This is a genomic window from Bacillus cereus group sp. MYBK5-2, from assembly GCF_051915685.1.
GTDB lineage: Bacteria > Bacillota > Bacilli > Bacillales > Bacillaceae_G > Bacillus_A > Bacillus_A cereus.
The window spans coordinates 59,342-74,250 of sequence record NZ_JBQAFE010000003.1; the positions used below are offsets into that span (position 1 = coordinate 59,342).

A 14,909-nucleotide genomic window follows, 5' to 3' on the forward strand; every position below is an offset into this window, starting at 1 on the left:
CTATCTGTAATATTAGAAGGTGCTAAATAATTTAAGAATAATACCATACTTAGTTTTCTGTATATATAATAAGGCTGCTTTATATGATATGTGGGAATAAGAACCAATTTTACATATGATATAGAAAGAAAAGAAGGGAAAACTAAAGTTATAGACTGATTAGGGGGTTTCGCAATTTGCGACGTACATTATATCGACTTATGATAGAACTTACAAATGGTCGCTTTACTTCTTATATATTACGTAAATTTGCACAATCTCGTTTGAGCTCTATCATTATTCCATCGTATGCGAAAGTTTTTCAAATTAATCAAGATGAGATGGAAAAGGGTTTGAAGGAATATAGAACATTGCATGAATTATTTACGCGTAAGCTAAAAGAAGGAAAGCGTAGTATTGATACAGATGCATCGAGTATCGTTAGTCCTGTTGATGGTGTTTTTGCAGATCATGGTCCTATTGAGGATACAAAAACATTTGATATTAAAGGAAAGCGCTATTCAATTGTGGATATGCTAGGTAATGAAGAACGTGCAACGCGATATGCAGGCGGTACATATATGGTAATTTATTTGAGTCCAAGTCATTATCATCGCATTCATAGTCCGCTTTCTGGTTCTGTGACTGAAAGATTTGTACTCGGTAGAAAATCATATCCGGTAAATGCAGCTGGTATGGAATACGGGAAAGAACCACTGTCAAAAAATTATCGTTCTGTTACAGAAGTAAGCAGTGATGGCGAGCATATGGCTCTTGTAAAAGTAGGGGCCATGTTTGTTAATAGTATTGAGCTTTTGCATGAGAGAGACACTGTTCAAAAAGGTGAAGAAATGGCATACTTTACATTTGGTTCAACAGTTGTGTTATTGTTTGAAAAAGATATGATAGAAGTAGTGCAGGAATTAAAGAGTGGACAAGAGCTTCGTCTTGGTGAAAAAATAGCTACTCGCTTAGCTCATAAATAAAGAAAAGCTTTTATAACCGTAAGTAAGAGTTATGGGCAAAGATACTTAATGATGAAATCCCCTAGATGGGAGTACTTGTTTATTCGAGAGCCATCGTAGGATGGCTCTTTTTACAGGGCATCCAATAAATTATCCTTTAACTGTTTAATTGGTAAGGGCTGATTAAACTTTCACTTTATATGTAATCAAGATGATTTGACAAGCTTGTCCTCTAATGAGCGTCTAATGATTTCTTGTTTTATAAGTAAAATGAAGTCGGGATTTAATTTTAGTTCTTTTGCTTTATAATAAGACTCAGTGAGTAACTCAGTGGATAACTGTTCCATATGTTTTGTTTTCAAGGTGAGTCACCTCCTAATAATATAAGGATTGATTCGTTGATGCATTTAATGTACCAAAAAAATATGACAGTCACAAACGAGTGGTTATCCACATACCTAGGTGGATAAAGTGTGTATAGTTTGTTAGTAAATTCCAAATTAACTGAAAAATTAATGTGGAAAATGTGTACAATTTTATCCACAGGTTATATATCGAAAAATGTTGTCGAAAAATTTTATGAAAAATCCTCAAAGAGGTGAAAGAAATTGAAACTATTTTTACCAAATGAATATGTGAAAAATGTATATCATGTTCAACCAGAAGATTTAAAAAAACGTGGGATTAAAGGCGTTATTACTGACTTAGATAACACTTTAATTGAATGGGATCGTCCCAATGCAACACCGCAACTTGAAAAATGGTTCTTGGAAATGAAAGAGCAAGGCATTCAAGTAACGGTCGTTTCAAATAATAATGAGCAACGTGTAAAAGATTTTGCTGATCCATTAGGTATTCCATTTATTCATAGTGCACGTAAACCATTTGTTCGCGCATTTAAGCGTGCGATACAAGAGATGCGTTTGCAGCCAGATGAAGTTGTAGTAATTGGAGATCAGTTACTGACGGACGTGCTTGGTGGCAACCGAGTAGGCCTTCATACAATTTTAGTTGTACCGGTAGCACAAACGGACGGATTAGTAACGCGCTTTAATCGAAAAATTGAACGAAGAATTATGAAAAATATGAAGAAAAAAGGTTTAATTAACTGGGAGGAATAAAGTTTGACTGAAACAATTAAATGTATTGGTTGCGGTGTAGAAATTCAAACAGAAAATAAAAACGAAGTGGGGTATGCTCCTGCCTCATCTTTAGAGAAAGAACAAGTTATTTGTCAACGTTGTTTTCGCTTGAAGCATTACAATGAAATTCAAGATGTATCGTTAACAGATGATGACTTCCTACGCATTTTAAATGGAATTGGAAAATCAGATGCATTAGTAGTCAAAATTGTAGATATTTTTGATTTTAATGGTAGCTGGTTACCTGGCTTACATCGTTTCGTAGGGAATAATAAAGTATTACTTGTTGGAAATAAAGCTGATTTAATTCCAAAGTCAGTAAAACATGATAAAGTAAAACATTGGATGCGCTATAGTGCAAAGCAGCTAGGATTAAAACCAGAAGATGTCTTTTTAATTAGTGCAGCGAAGGGACAAGGAATCGCTGAACTAGCAGATGCTATTGAGTATTATCGCGGCGGCAAAGATGTTTATGTTGTTGGATGTACGAATGTAGGGAAATCGACATTTATTAATCGTATGATTAAAGAATTTAGTGATGAGACTGAAAATGTAATTACAACATCTCATTTCCCAGGAACAACACTTGATTTAATTGATATTCCATTGGACGAAGAGTCTTCTTTATATGATACGCCAGGTATTATTAACCACCACCAAATGGCTCATTATGTTGGAAAGCAAAGCTTAAAGCTTATTACACCAACAAAAGAAATTAAGCCGATGGTATTCCAATTAAATGAAGAACAAACGTTATTCTTTAGTGGATTGGCACGTTTTGATTATGTAAGTGGTGGTCGTCGTGCATTTACTTGTCACTTCTCGAATCGCTTAACAATCCATCGTACAAAGCTTGAGAAAGCAGATGAATTATATAAAAATCATGCCGGGGATTTACTAAGCCCACCAACGCCAGAAGAATTAGCAAATATGCCTGAGCTAGTGAAATACGAATTTAATATTCGTGAACCTAAAACGGATGTTGTATTCTCTGGATTAGGATGGGTTACTGTGAACGAACCAGGAGCAAAAATTGTTGCACACGTACCAAAAGGAGTAAGTGTTTCACTACGTAAATCTTTAATTTAATATGGAGAGGGATTTATGAAACAATTATATGGTGTAATCGGAAATCCAATTGGACATTCATTATCACCCGTTATGCATAACGATGCATTTGAACACTTGAATATGGATGCCCATTATCATGCGTTCCTTGTTGAAGAGGAATTGCTAGGGGAAGCAGTAAGAGGTTTAAAAGCATTAGGTATTTCAGGATTTAATGTAACAACTCCGCACAAGGTTGCTATTATGGAGTATTTGGATGAGATTGACCCATTGGCAAGGAAAATCGGTGCAGTAAATACAGTGGTTCATAAGGATGGAAGATTAATTGGCTATAACACAGACGGGATTGGTTTTGTTCGAGCGCTGCAGTCAATTAGTAATGAACCACTTCAAGGGAAACGTATTTTGTTACTTGGTTCAGGTGGTGCCAGCCGAGCTATTTATTTTTCTCTTGCTGATGTAGGTGTAAAAGAGATTGATGTAGCCAATCGTACAGTAGATAAGGCGAAGGAACTTATTGCTGCACGTACGGCCGATGTTAATTCTGTTGCTTTGTCGTTAGAAAAAGCGACAGAAGAACAAGGAAATTATGATATTATCATTCAGACGACAACGATAGGTATGCATCCACACGTAGAACATACGCCATTACAAATTTGTTCGTTAAAAAAAGGAACGATTGTATCAGATATAATTTATAATCCATTTGAAACGAAAATTTTATGTGAGGCAAAAGAGCAAGGTGCAATCATTCAAAATGGTATTGATATGTTTGTTTATCAAGGAGCACTTGCATTTGAAATGTGGACAGGACGCACGCCAAATATCGAGAGAATGAAACAATTAGTTATAGAAAAGCTTGGAGGCTAACATATATGTTAACAGGAAAACAAAAAAGATTTTTACGTGCACAAGCACATCATTTAACACCAATTTTTCAAGTAGGAAAAGGCGGAGTAAATGAAAATATGATTAAACAAATCGCAGATACTTTAGAAGCTCGTGAGTTATTTAAAGTAAGTGTATTACAAAACTGTGAATTTGATCGCCGTGAGGTTGCGGAAGAACTTGCAAAAGGTGCACGTGCTGAAATCGTTCAAGTAATTGGAAGCACAATCGTTTTATACAAAGAATCAAGAGAAAATAAACAAATTAAGCTTCCTCGATAAAAAGACTAGCATGCGCTATTTTTATCGTTTATGCGTAATGATGTAGAGAGCGAAACCAATTGAACTTTTATTAATAGCAACTCTCTTCATTCCTAACCGAGGAGAGTTGCTGTATGTAAAAGGAAGGGGCGTTTCTTTTGAGAAAAATTGGCATCATTGGCGGTACATTTGATCCGCCTCACTATGGACATTTGCTAATTGCAAATGAAGTATATCACGCTTTGAACTTGGAAGAAGTATGGTTCTTGCCAAACCAGATTCCGCCACATAAACAAGGGCGGAATATTACAAGTGTAGAAAGTCGTTTACATATGTTAGAGCTCGCGACTGAGGCAGAAGAGCACTTTTCTATTTGTTTAGAAGAGCTAAGTAGGAAGGGCCCATCTTATACGTATGACACTATGTTACAATTGACGAAGAAGTATCCGGATGTGCAGTTTCACTTTATTATTGGTGGGGATATGGTTGAGTATTTACCGAAGTGGTATAACATTGAAGCTTTACTTAATCTTGTAACGTTTGTTGGAGTTGCAAGACCTGGGTATACATTGCATACACCATATAAGATTACTACAGTGGAAATTCCGGAATTTGCAGTTTCTTCATCCTTATTACGTGAGAGATATAAGGAGAAGAAAACGTGTAAATATTTACTTCCTGAAAAAGTACAGGTATATATCGAGAGGAATGGGTTGTATGAATCGTGAGAATGCACTGCATATTGTCAAACAACAAATGCATGAAAAACGTTATATACACACAATTGGTGTAATGGAGACAGCGATTGAGCTTGCTAAGTTATACGGTGTGGACGAGAAAAAAGCAGAGATGGCAGCTATATTCCATGATTATGCGAAATGTAGAGCAATTTCAGAGATGGAAGAAATTATTAAACGTGAAGATTTGCCGAAAGACTTACTTTGCTATAACAAAGAGTTATGGCATGCACCTGTTGGGGCATACTTAGTAGAAAAAGAAGTAGGCATTACGGATTCTGAAATTTTGCAAGCTATTACATATCATACAAGTGGTCATGAGAATATGACGATGTTAGATAAAGTGATTTATGTAGCTGATTACATTGAACCTGGGCGAAAGTTTCCAGGAGTGGAAGAGGCTCGTAAACTCGCATATACGGATATAAATCAAGCTTTATTATTTGCGTTAAAGAGAACAATTCAATTTTTAATGGAAAAAAATCAGACGATTTATCCATTAACATTCCAAACATACAATGCAGTTATCAAGGAGGAAATGAGTAAATGAACGATAAAGATTTATTAGTATTAGCGGCAAAAGCAGCTGATGATAAGAGAGCAGAAGATATGGTTGTCCTAAATATGCAAGGTATTTCACCAATTGCAGATTATTTCATTATTTGTCACGGAAATTCAGACAAACAAGTGCAAGCAATTGCACGTGAAATTAAATCAAAAGCACATGAGTTCCAAATCGACGTACAACGTATGGAAGGGTTTGACGAAGCACGTTGGGTATTAGTTGATCTTGGAGATGTAGTTGCTCATGTATTCCATAAAGATGAGCGTAATCACTATAATTTAGAGCGTCTATGGGGCGATGTGCCACGTGAAGATATTACAGAAGAGTTAGGCCAATGAAATACGAACAATTTGCATTGTTGTACGACGAACTAATGAATGATGTCCCTTATGATAAATGGGTGGAATTTACAGAGGAAAGCCTGCAGCAGGCAGATATGAAAGAGGCAAAAATTCTTGATGTAGCATGCGGTACGGGTAATGTAACCCTGCCGCTTGTGCAAAAGGGTTACGATTTAATAGGTGTCGATCTTTCAGAAGAAATGTTAACAGTCGCTCAGCAAAAACTAGGAGGAGAGGGATACTTTATTCCTTTTTATCAACAAGACATGCGAGAGCTTGATGTTCCAGGTGAGTTTGATTGTGTAACCATCTTTTGTGATTCATTAAATTATGTATTGCAAGAAGATGGAGTACAAGAAACATTTAGAAGAGTATTTCACCATTTACGTCAAGATGGTTTGTTTTTATTTGATGTACATTCTTTATATAAAATACATCATGTATTTCAAAATGAAACGTATACAGTGAATGGAGAAGAAATATCTCTTATTTGGAATTGCTTCCCTGGTGAAGAATCAAATAGTGTAGAGCATGATTTAACATTCTTTGTTCAAGATCCAGAAGAAGATGTGTACCATCGGTTTGACGAATGTCACGTGCAACGTGCATATCAAGTGGAAGAGTTAACGAAATGGCTTGAAGAAGCAGGTTTTACAGTGCTTCGTGTAACAGGTGATTTTGAGCGACTTGAAGTTACAGAACAAACAGAGCGTATTTTCTTCATGGCGAAGAAAAACGGATAAAAACAAAAGCAACCGAGAAGGTTGCTTTTGTTTTATAAAGAAGATGTATTTTTAGTTCTAGCATAATCTGAAGATTATATGAGTAAAGTGCGGGAATAGTAGTTGAAGTGAAAATGTATTGTAAAAAAAGTAAGTATTTATAAAAAGGATTTGGAATGAAAATGACGTATTTATTATGTGTGTTTATTGAATTGCTGATCAACGCATTCTAAATCTTCATCAAATTTTTCATGTGTTCGCTCGATTAACTTATGGAACATATCTCCAACGTGCTCTTCTAAAACCCGAATGCCTTCCCCAGTAACGCCGCCTTTCACGCAAACCTTTTCTTGTAAGGTAGGTAATGTGAAGATTTCTTTTTCAAGTAATTTCCCCATCCCCACGACCATTTCACTTACTAAAGTAGTAGCCTCTTCGTGTGTAATATTTGTTTTATCTACAGCAGCGTTAATGAAGCATTGTAGTAAATAACTAAAGAAAGCAGGACCGCAACTTGCTATATCAGATGAAACGCGCGTTATATCTTCTTCTATTACAAGAGGTGTAGAAATGTTTTTGAATAGACGAAGTAGTTTTTGTTGCCATTCTTCAGAGCAATTATCTCCAAATGTAAATAGTGAGGCGCCAGAGAGCGCGCGATTTGTGATACTTGGAATGATACGCGCGACGTGGCAAGGTACGAGAGTCTCTAATTGTGATGGAGATATTGGACTTGTAATAGAAACTAAGCACGTTTCATCAGAAAAATGTTCAGCGTATTTTTTTAGGATAGGGTATATATCTATCGGCTTGACACAAATAAAAATAAGTTGTGATTGTTCGATTACTTCCGGGATTGTTTTTGCTATATGAACAGAAGGGTATTTTTCTTTTATATGATATGCTTTTGCAGGCGTCCGATTAATGATTGTAAGGCACGAAGGTTTGACAGCACGGGTTTCTAAAAATGCATCGATTAGTATATTCCCCATGTTTCCTGTCCCTATAATTCCTATGTTCAAAGTTTCATCCCTCCTTCGTAACAGCTTTCTCCTAAACAATATGAATGATGTTATAAATTTATGATTAGAGGTGTAAAATGATGTGGGATTTTCCGAAAAAGTGGTTAGGTTTAGTAGCTATTATTGGAACTTTACTTTTTCTTGTTTTTTGGAAAACGAATCAGAGTGTAGAACGAACGCCTATTACAATGAATGTACAAGAGAAGGAAATCGAAAAAAAGGGTAAACCGAAAATATCGGATACAAAGGAACAGAAAAGAACAATTATAATTGATGTGAAAGGAGCGGTTAGTAAAGAAGGGGTATATGAAATGAAGGAAGGAGATCGCGTAAAGGATGCGGTTCAAAAGGCTGGTGGTTTTTTATCAGAAGTAGATATGAAAAAAGTGAATTTAGCACAAATTGTACAAGATCAAATGCTTCTTTATATACCGAGTAAAAATGAATCAGAACAAGGGGTGCTTACTTCTTCTAAGGAAGATGGCAAGATTCGAATAAATACAGCGGCGAAAGAACAACTAGAAAAAATTACAGGGATTGGCTCTCGAAAGGCAGAAAGTATTTTGAAATATCGAGAAGAACATGGTCCGTTTCAGAAAATAGAAGATTTATTAGAGATTGATGGAATTGGTGCGAAGTCTCTTGAAAAGATAAAAGATCAAATTATTATTCCGTAAAAGATTGACGAAGTTTTTCTTCTTTCGCTACACTACAAGTAGACAAAAAAGTAGGTGAAAAATATGGAACGAATTTCATGGGATCAATATTTTATGACGCAAAGCCATCTACTATCTTTGCGTAGTACATGTACAAGGCTTGCGGTAGGAGCGACAATCGTTCGCGATAAACGAATTATTGCTGGTGGATATAATGGTTCAATTAAAGGTGGCGTACATTGTATAGATGATGGTTGTTACGTAATCGATAATCATTGTGTTCGGACAATTCATGCCGAAATGAATGCTTTATTACAATGTGCCAAGTTTGGTGCGAAAACAGAGGAAGCAGAAATTTACGTTACGCATTTCCCTTGTTTACAATGTTGTAAGGCAATTATTCAAAGTGGTATTACAGCGGTTTATTATGCGCAGGATTATAAAAATCATCCATACGCCATAGAGTTATTTGAACAAGCGAATGTAACAGTGAAACACGTTCCGCTAGAATATGATATTGCTGCATTAGAGGATCAAAAACGTTATACAGAGTTGAAAGAATTATTTGCGTCTTTAGAAAAAGATAATTTATCAATGGAAGAATTACAGCATGTATTCACGAAAGCAAAAATGATGCTATAAGGAGTGAGTATAAGTTGCAGGAACAATGGGGGTATGTTGCAATCTCGTTTATAATAGGGGTTGCAATTGCCTTTTCATCGTCACTTTTATTGATAGTTTTTTGCCTCTTTTTAAATGTTTTCTTCTGTTTATATCGCACTTCGCGTAAAACCTTCATTTTTTGTATTGTAGCGTGCTTTAGTAGCGCTATATACACTTCCTATGTTCAAACGTGGAATAAGCCTCTAGGGGAGTCCTATGGAGTTACAAGAGGGGTTATACAAAATACACCGCTTGTTAATGGGGATCGCCTATCTTTTCAATTTGAAGATCAGAATAAAAATATAGTGCAGTTAAGTTATAGAATCAAATCAGTCTTGGAAAAGAAAAAAATGCAACAATTATACGCAGGGATATCATGTGTATTCGAGGGGGAGAGGAAAGAACCGGAAACAGCTCGGAATTTTCATGGTTTTAATTACCGTGATTATTTATACAAACAACATATTCATTTCACATTTGAGGCTACATATATTTCTGAATGCTATAAAACATCACTGTCGCTCACGCAATGGATTCTTCTTTTGAGGCAACAAGCAATCTCGAAAGTTACAGAAATGTTTCCAGAGCAATCAGGTGCTTTTATGAATGCATTACTATTTGGTGATAGACAACAAATGACGTTTGAAGTGGAAGAGCAATATCAACAATTTGGTCTTGTACATTTGTTAGCAATTTCAGGTTCGCACATTGTATTGTTGATGGTGATAGTATATTTTATTTTGCTAAGAAGCGGTGTGACAAGGGAGGTAGCAACAATTTGCCTTATCGTTTGTATTCCTTTGTATATGGTTTTAGCAGGGGCGTCACCCTCTGTTATAAGAGCTTCTATAACAGGAGTTTTGATGTTGATTGCTTTTATGTGCTCGATTCGTTTGTCTAGTTTAGATGCTTTAAGTGTAACAGCTATATGCATGCTTATATATGACCCTTATCTTGTTTTTAATATTGGATTTCAGTTTTCTTTTGTAGGTAGCTTCGCTTTACTTTTGTCTGCTCCGTTATTGTTAGGGAGTAGCAACGGAGTAATCCGGAATTCTATTTATATTTCTATCATTTCACAGCTCGTTAGTACTCCGATTTTGTTATATCACTTTGGTTATTTTTCTCCATATAGCATTCTCCTCAATCTCTTATACGTTCCGTTTTTATCTATCATTGTATTACCATGTAGCATTATTATTTTACTGTGTATGCCAATTGTCCCGTTTCTCGCAAAAGGATTTGCCGATGTATTATCAATAGGCTTGAGTATGTCTAATGATTTTCTAAGTTATTGTGAAAGTTTACCATTTACCCAGCTTATCTTCGGGGAAACGCCCCTCAATCTTGTAGCTGTATATTGCGCGAGTATTGTCAGCATATTGATGGTTTGGGAACGGAGAGCGCCGAAAAAAATAGTTTGTATAGTTGCGAGTGTATTTCTTTTTATTAGCACATGTCATTATATATATCCATATTTTAGAGGAAGCGGAAGTGTAACATTTATTGATGTTGGACAAGGTGATGCAATATTAATTCGCCTTCCGTATGATAAAGGGATTTATCTTATTGATACAGGTGGAACGCTTCGTGTGAATAAGGAAGAATGGCAACAAAAAAAGCATGAATTTTCTGTTGGAAATGATGTTTTAATACCCTTTTTACAAAAAGAAGGTATTAAAACAATTGATAAATTAATCGTAACGCATGGAGATGCAGATCATATAGGTGCTGCGCAAGAATTATTATCATATATACCTGTAAAAGAAGTGGTATTTGGCCGAAAGGGACAAGATGCAGTATTAGAAAAAGTAGTCAAGAAACAGGCATTAGAAAAGGAAATGAAAATAACTGAAGTGGGGGAAGGGGCGAGTTGGAGTGTAAATGAAGCGGAATTTTTCGTTTTAGCTCCAAAAGGAAAAGAAAAAAGCGAAAATAACGCTTCAATTGTAATATGGGCAAAATTTGGAGGGTTGAAGTGGCTATTTACAGGCGATTTGGAAGAAGAAGGGGAAAAGATTTTAGTAGAGGCATATCCAGATTTACAAGTGGATGTTTTAAAAGTTGCTCATCATGGGAGTAATACGTCATCTATAGAGCCTTTTTTGAACGTCATGCAGCCTCGTGTAGCGATTATATCTGTTGGTAAGCAGAATAGGTATGGACACCCACATAAAGAAGTGATAGAGCGTTTTGAGAAGATGGGGAGTGCGATATGGCGCACGGACAAGCAAGGTGCTATTTCCTATGTTTTTAAAGGGGAAAATGGAACCTTTAAAAGTAAAATCACATATGATAAAACACATAATAGATGAAAAAGAGAAGACTGCCATGAAGTGGCAGTCTTTAAGAACCGATAAATTTAATAACAGTTGCAATGATGAAAAGTGTTGCGAAAAAACCAAATGAGACGATAAATCCTACCCCTGAATCAATAGCGTCATTGCGTTTACTTTGAACGTTTTGTTCAAAATCATTCATTTAGAATCCCTCCCCAACATTCCACTTTAGTATAAAATATTGTCAGAAAAAAATCTACAATTTCCATATGAAGAGAAAACGAGCTTTTTTGCTACTTTTAAATCATGAAGTAATGTGAGTTTTTCGTTTCCAAGCATGTTAACAGTTGGCACTTATACTCAAATTTTTATTGCGAATAATAAAGGGAAGGTGATTACCGCACACCAATAAGAAACCCGGGGCTTATTGCGTGGCGTTTAATATAAATAAAGGGACGGGTTATAAAGCCTGTTCCTTTGTACTTGTAAAACAAAAGCTAGGGCATTAGTATAAATATATATTGCCAAGTTAGGGAGTAGGAAAAAGTATGAGTGATATACATAAAAAAATTAAAAAGAAACAGTTTGCTCCGTTATATTTACTATATGGAACGGAAGCTTTTTTTATAAATGAAACGATAAAGCTTATTACGACAGAAGCACTTGAAGAAGAAGATCGAGAGTTTAATGTTGTGACATACGATTTAGAAGAAGCGTATTTAGAAGATGTGGTTGAGGATGCGCGTACGCTTCCTTTCTTCGGAGAACGGAAAGTACTGTTAATAAAATCACCGTTATTTTTGACTTCGCAAAAAGAAAAGTTAGAGCAAAATATAAAAATTTTAGAAGAATACATTGGTGAACCTTCTCCATTTTCTATTCTTGTTTTTGTTGCGCCTTACGAAAAACTTGATGAGCGAAAAAAAATTACAAAACTATTAAAGAAAACAGCAGATGTAGTAGAAGCAAATGCGATGCAAATACAGGATGTTCAGAAATGGATTGTTGCTCGTGCAGATGAAGTGCATGTGCATATTGATAACGCGGCTGTTAGTTTGTTGCTAGAGCTTGTGGGAAGTAATGTAACAATGTTGGCGAAGGAAATGGACAAGTTAACGTTATACGTTGGTATGGGTGGAGAGATTACGACGAAACTTGTTGCAGAGCTTGTGCCAAAATCCGTTGAGCAAAATGTATTCGCTTTGACAGAAAAAGTGGTGAAAAAAGATATTGCAGGTGCAATGCAAATTTTGGATGGATTATTTACGCAGCAGGAAGAGCCGATTAAATTGCTTGCGTTATTAGTGAGTCAATTCCGCTTGTTGTATCAAGTGAAAGAGCTACAGCAACGTGGTTATGGACAAAATCAAATTGCGTCTCATATTGGTGTACATCCGTATCGCGTGAAGTTGGCAATGAATCAAACGAAGTTTTTCTCTTTTGAAGAATTAAAAAAAGTGATTATAGAATTAGCGGAAGCTGATTATAGTATGAAGACGGGAAAGATGGATAAGAAACTTGTGCTCGAGTTTTTCTTAATGCGATTAAATCATATGTGATGACACAAAAAAGTTCATGTACTAAGTACATGAACTTTTTTGTATATAAAAAAACGATCCAAATGGATCGTTTTTTAAACGCCTTACGCGTTTACTTGTTTCGCTAAGCGAGATTTTTGACGAGCTGCAGCGTTTTGGTGGATAAGACCTTTACGAGCTGCTTTGTCAAGTTTTTTAGAAGCAGTTTTGAAAGCTTCTTTAGCATTTTCAAGATCGTTATTAGTAACTAAAGCTTCTACAGTTTTAACAGCAGAACGCATGTCAGACTTGATAGAAGCGTTATGTGCACGACGCTCTTCGCTAAGTTTAGCGCGTTTGATAGCAGATTTGATGTTTGCCATACTTTTCACCTCCCTGGTGCAATCGAATGACTCGATTCTTACATAGAACAAGTGATATTCTATCAAACGGTGAAGAGAATTGCAATAGTATATCCATGAAATTTCACGTAAAGGAAAGAATGACCTTATATAACTTTGGGAAATCTAACGATATTTACTATGAATTACGGAGGAGATACGATGAAAGAACCATTAGATTTAAGTAAATATAGCATTAGAACTGACCTTGCTGTAGAAGCTCATCAAATGTTGCAAGAAAGCCAAGAAGAACAAAAAGGGATACAGGGAGTTATTGTAAAAGAGAGAGAAGAAGAGGGGACTATAATTACAAAAGTAACAATTGATGAAGCTGCCTCTGAAGCGATGGGTAAAAAGCCTGGAAATTATTTAACGCTTGAAGTACAAGGGATACGTCAGCAAGATACAGAACTTCAACAAAAAGTGGAGCGTATTTTTGCAAAAGAATTTTCTTGTTTCTTAGAAGAGGTTGGAGTTACAAAAGAAGCAAGCTGTTTAATTGTAGGTCTTGGGAATTGGAATGTAACACCAGATGCTCTTGGACCGATAGTTGTAGAAAATGTATTAGTAACGAGACATTTGTTTCAATTACAGCCTGAAAGTGTAGAAGAAGGGTTTAGGCCTGTTAGTGCAATTCGGCCGGGGGTAATGGGAATTACAGGGATCGAAACGAGCGATGTTATTTATGGGATTATTGAGAAGACGAACCCGGACTTTGTAATTGCAATTGATGCATTAGCTGCCCGTTCTATTGAACGAGTAAATAGCACGATACAAATTTCTGATACTGGAATCCATCCTGGATCGGGGGTTGGGAATAAACGTAAAGAACTAAGTAAAGACACATTGGGTATCCCTGTTATCGCAATTGGTGTTCCGACTGTGGTCGATGCTGTTTCGATTACAAGTGATACGATTGATTTTATTTTGAAACATTTCGGCCGAGAGATGAAAGAAGGAAATAAACCTTCACGATCTTTGTTACCAGCGGGATTTTCATTTGGAGAAAAGAAAAAATTAACAGAAGAAGATATGCCGGATGAAAAGAGCAGAAATATGTTTTTAGGTGCTGTTGGTACGTTGGAAGAAGAAGAAAAAAGAAGGCTGATTTATGAAGTGCTATCTCCTCTTGGTCATAATTTAATGGTAACCCCAAAAGAAGTAGATACTTTTATTGAGGATATGGCGAATGTAATAGCGAGTGGTTTAAATGCGGCGCTGCATCATCAAATTGATCAAGATAATACGGGAGCATATACACATTGAGGGGAACAGATGATTATCGTTTGAGTCGCTTTACGCTTTTGTGTATATGTAGTGTGGCTTTATGTTTACTTATGATGATAGCAGGAGTGGCACTTGCTAATCATGGTTTGAAAAGTATGAAAGGTTATCAGCAATTGTCATATGAACAAATAGCTCATATGACAGGGACAGAAAGTACAGGTGCTGAATCAGAAATTTTGGGTAGCTCGTTTTCGGCCTCAGAAAAACAACAACAGTTAGAACGTTTAAGAAGTTTTAATGTTGTAGAAGGAATTGGGATGGCAGTAGCAAGTGTAGCTTATGAAATGACGAAGTTCGGAACGGATATCGTTGTTGGGAAAATAAAAGGAATTTTTAGCTAAGAGTAACATGGGAGGCGGTTGTTTTACTGGTTTGTAAGACAGCCGTTTTAAAATTTGAAAAGGGTTTGTCTCTTAT

19 protein-coding genes are annotated in these 14,909 nt (G+C 36.0%); 15 read left to right on the forward strand and 4 right to left on the reverse strand.

The annotated features are described in order from the left end of the window. Positions 1-176 precede the first annotated feature (176 nt). A complete protein-coding gene (locus tag ACTFP3_RS12560) occupies positions 177-965 on the forward strand; it encodes a phosphatidylserine decarboxylase (protein WP_001255000.1) in 789 nt (262 codons plus the stop codon). Between the two features lie 185 nt (positions 966-1,150). Here ACTFP3_RS12560 and ACTFP3_RS12565 read toward each other — a convergent pair whose 3' ends face one another. Next, on the reverse strand, positions 1,151-1,306 hold the full coding sequence (locus tag ACTFP3_RS12565; protein WP_000850094.1) for a sporulation histidine kinase inhibitor Sda: 156 nt from the start codon (positions 1,304-1,306) through the stop codon (positions 1,151-1,153). Between the two features lie 246 nt (positions 1,307-1,552). On the opposite strand from ACTFP3_RS12565, the gene ACTFP3_RS12570 reads away from it, so the two are divergent. The 8 genes from ACTFP3_RS12570 (at position 1,553) to ACTFP3_RS12605 (ending at position 6,688) form a co-directional block, all read left to right on the forward strand. After that, positions 1,553-2,065, forward strand: coding sequence for a YqeG family HAD IIIA-type phosphatase (locus ACTFP3_RS12570; protein WP_000765314.1), 513 nt, complete (start codon positions 1,553-1,555; stop codon positions 2,063-2,065). A gap of 3 nt (positions 2,066-2,068) precedes the next feature. Continuing rightward, positions 2,069-3,175 (forward strand): ribosome biogenesis GTPase YqeH, encoded by a 1,107-nt coding sequence (yqeH, locus tag ACTFP3_RS12575; RefSeq protein WP_000140799.1) that lies wholly within the window; start codon positions 2,069-2,071, stop codon positions 3,173-3,175. Between the two features lie 15 nt (positions 3,176-3,190). After that, the gene (aroE, locus tag ACTFP3_RS12580) at positions 3,191-4,024 is read left to right on the forward strand and encodes a shikimate dehydrogenase (protein WP_000812076.1); all 834 of its coding nucleotides are present in this window, start codon (positions 3,191-3,193) and stop codon (positions 4,022-4,024) included. 5 nt (positions 4,025-4,029) lie between these two features. Further along, positions 4,030-4,323 carry a ribosome assembly RNA-binding protein YhbY gene (gene yhbY, locus ACTFP3_RS12585; protein WP_000955224.1) on the forward strand — a complete coding sequence of 98 codons (294 nt, stop codon included), beginning with the start codon at positions 4,030-4,032 and terminating at the stop codon, positions 4,321-4,323. A gap of 137 nt (positions 4,324-4,460) precedes the next feature. After that, positions 4,461-5,030 carry a nicotinate-nucleotide adenylyltransferase gene (gene nadD / locus ACTFP3_RS12590; protein WP_001226048.1) on the forward strand — a complete coding sequence of 190 codons (570 nt, stop codon included), beginning with the start codon at positions 4,461-4,463 and terminating at the stop codon, positions 5,028-5,030. Next, entirely contained in the window at positions 5,020-5,589 is a 570-nt protein-coding gene (gene yqeK / locus ACTFP3_RS12595; protein ID WP_001078478.1) for a bis(5'-nucleosyl)-tetraphosphatase (symmetrical) YqeK, read from the forward strand. Before nadD ends, yqeK begins: the two co-directional genes overlap by 11 nt. Then, positions 5,586-5,942, forward strand: coding sequence for a ribosome silencing factor (gene rsfS, locus ACTFP3_RS12600; RefSeq protein WP_000998173.1), 357 nt, complete (start codon positions 5,586-5,588; stop codon positions 5,940-5,942). Before yqeK ends, rsfS begins: the two co-directional genes overlap by 4 nt. Then, positions 5,939-6,688, forward strand: a complete 750-nt coding sequence (locus ACTFP3_RS12605) for a class I SAM-dependent methyltransferase (RefSeq protein WP_000873069.1) — start codon at positions 5,939-5,941, stop codon at positions 6,686-6,688. Before rsfS ends, ACTFP3_RS12605 begins: the two co-directional genes overlap by 4 nt. Positions 6,689-6,861: 173 nt before the next feature. Here ACTFP3_RS12605 and comER read toward each other — a convergent pair whose 3' ends face one another. Then, positions 6,862-7,689, reverse strand: coding sequence for a late competence protein ComER (gene comER / locus ACTFP3_RS12610; RefSeq protein WP_001020554.1), 828 nt, complete (start codon positions 7,687-7,689; stop codon positions 6,862-6,864). Between the two features lie 77 nt (positions 7,690-7,766). Here comER and ACTFP3_RS12615 point away from each other — a divergent pair, with 77 nt between their 5' ends. The 3 genes from ACTFP3_RS12615 to ACTFP3_RS12625 all read left to right on the forward strand — a co-directional run bounded on the left by ACTFP3_RS12615 (position 7,767) and on the right by ACTFP3_RS12625 (position 11,323). Beyond that, complete coding sequence (locus ACTFP3_RS12615; protein WP_000989937.1) at positions 7,767-8,366, forward strand: helix-hairpin-helix domain-containing protein; 600 nt, start codon at positions 7,767-7,769, stop codon at positions 8,364-8,366. A gap of 63 nt (positions 8,367-8,429) precedes the next feature. Next, positions 8,430-8,987, forward strand: a complete 558-nt coding sequence (locus tag ACTFP3_RS12620) for a ComE operon protein 2 (RefSeq protein ID WP_000439769.1) — start codon at positions 8,430-8,432, stop codon at positions 8,985-8,987. A gap of 14 nt (positions 8,988-9,001) precedes the next feature. Further along, complete coding sequence (locus ACTFP3_RS12625; RefSeq protein WP_440010667.1) at positions 9,002-11,323, forward strand: DNA internalization-related competence protein ComEC/Rec2; 2,322 nt, start codon at positions 9,002-9,004, stop codon at positions 11,321-11,323. A gap of 31 nt (positions 11,324-11,354) precedes the next feature. Here ACTFP3_RS12625 and ACTFP3_RS12630 read toward each other — a convergent pair whose 3' ends face one another. After that, the gene (locus ACTFP3_RS12630; protein ID WP_000997609.1) at positions 11,355-11,489 is read right to left on the reverse strand and encodes a YqzM family protein; all 135 of its coding nucleotides are present in this window, start codon (positions 11,487-11,489) and stop codon (positions 11,355-11,357) included. Positions 11,490-11,835: 346 nt separating this feature from the next. On the opposite strand from ACTFP3_RS12630, the gene holA reads away from it, so the two are divergent. Continuing rightward, positions 11,836-12,846 carry a DNA polymerase III subunit delta gene (gene holA / locus ACTFP3_RS12635; RefSeq protein WP_001279916.1) on the forward strand — a complete coding sequence of 337 codons (1,011 nt, stop codon included), beginning with the start codon at positions 11,836-11,838 and terminating at the stop codon, positions 12,844-12,846. 83 nt (positions 12,847-12,929) lie between these two features. On the opposite strand, the gene rpsT is transcribed toward holA, so the two are convergent. Further along, positions 12,930-13,187, reverse strand: a complete 258-nt coding sequence (gene rpsT, locus ACTFP3_RS12640; protein ID WP_001274011.1) for a 30S ribosomal protein S20 — start codon at positions 13,185-13,187, stop codon at positions 12,930-12,932. A 180-nt stretch (positions 13,188-13,367) separates the two neighbouring features. Here rpsT and gpr point away from each other — a divergent pair, with 180 nt between their 5' ends. Both gpr and ACTFP3_RS12650 read left to right on the forward strand, forming a co-directional pair. Further along, a complete protein-coding gene (gpr, locus tag ACTFP3_RS12645) occupies positions 13,368-14,471 on the forward strand; it encodes a GPR endopeptidase (protein ID WP_000662616.1) in 1,104 nt (367 codons plus the stop codon). Further along, positions 14,468-14,833, forward strand: coding sequence for a YqxA family protein (locus ACTFP3_RS12650; protein WP_001215037.1), 366 nt, complete (start codon positions 14,468-14,470; stop codon positions 14,831-14,833). The genes gpr and ACTFP3_RS12650 overlap by 4 nt, the downstream gene beginning before the upstream one ends. The last annotated feature ends 76 nt before the right edge of the window (positions 14,834-14,909 follow it).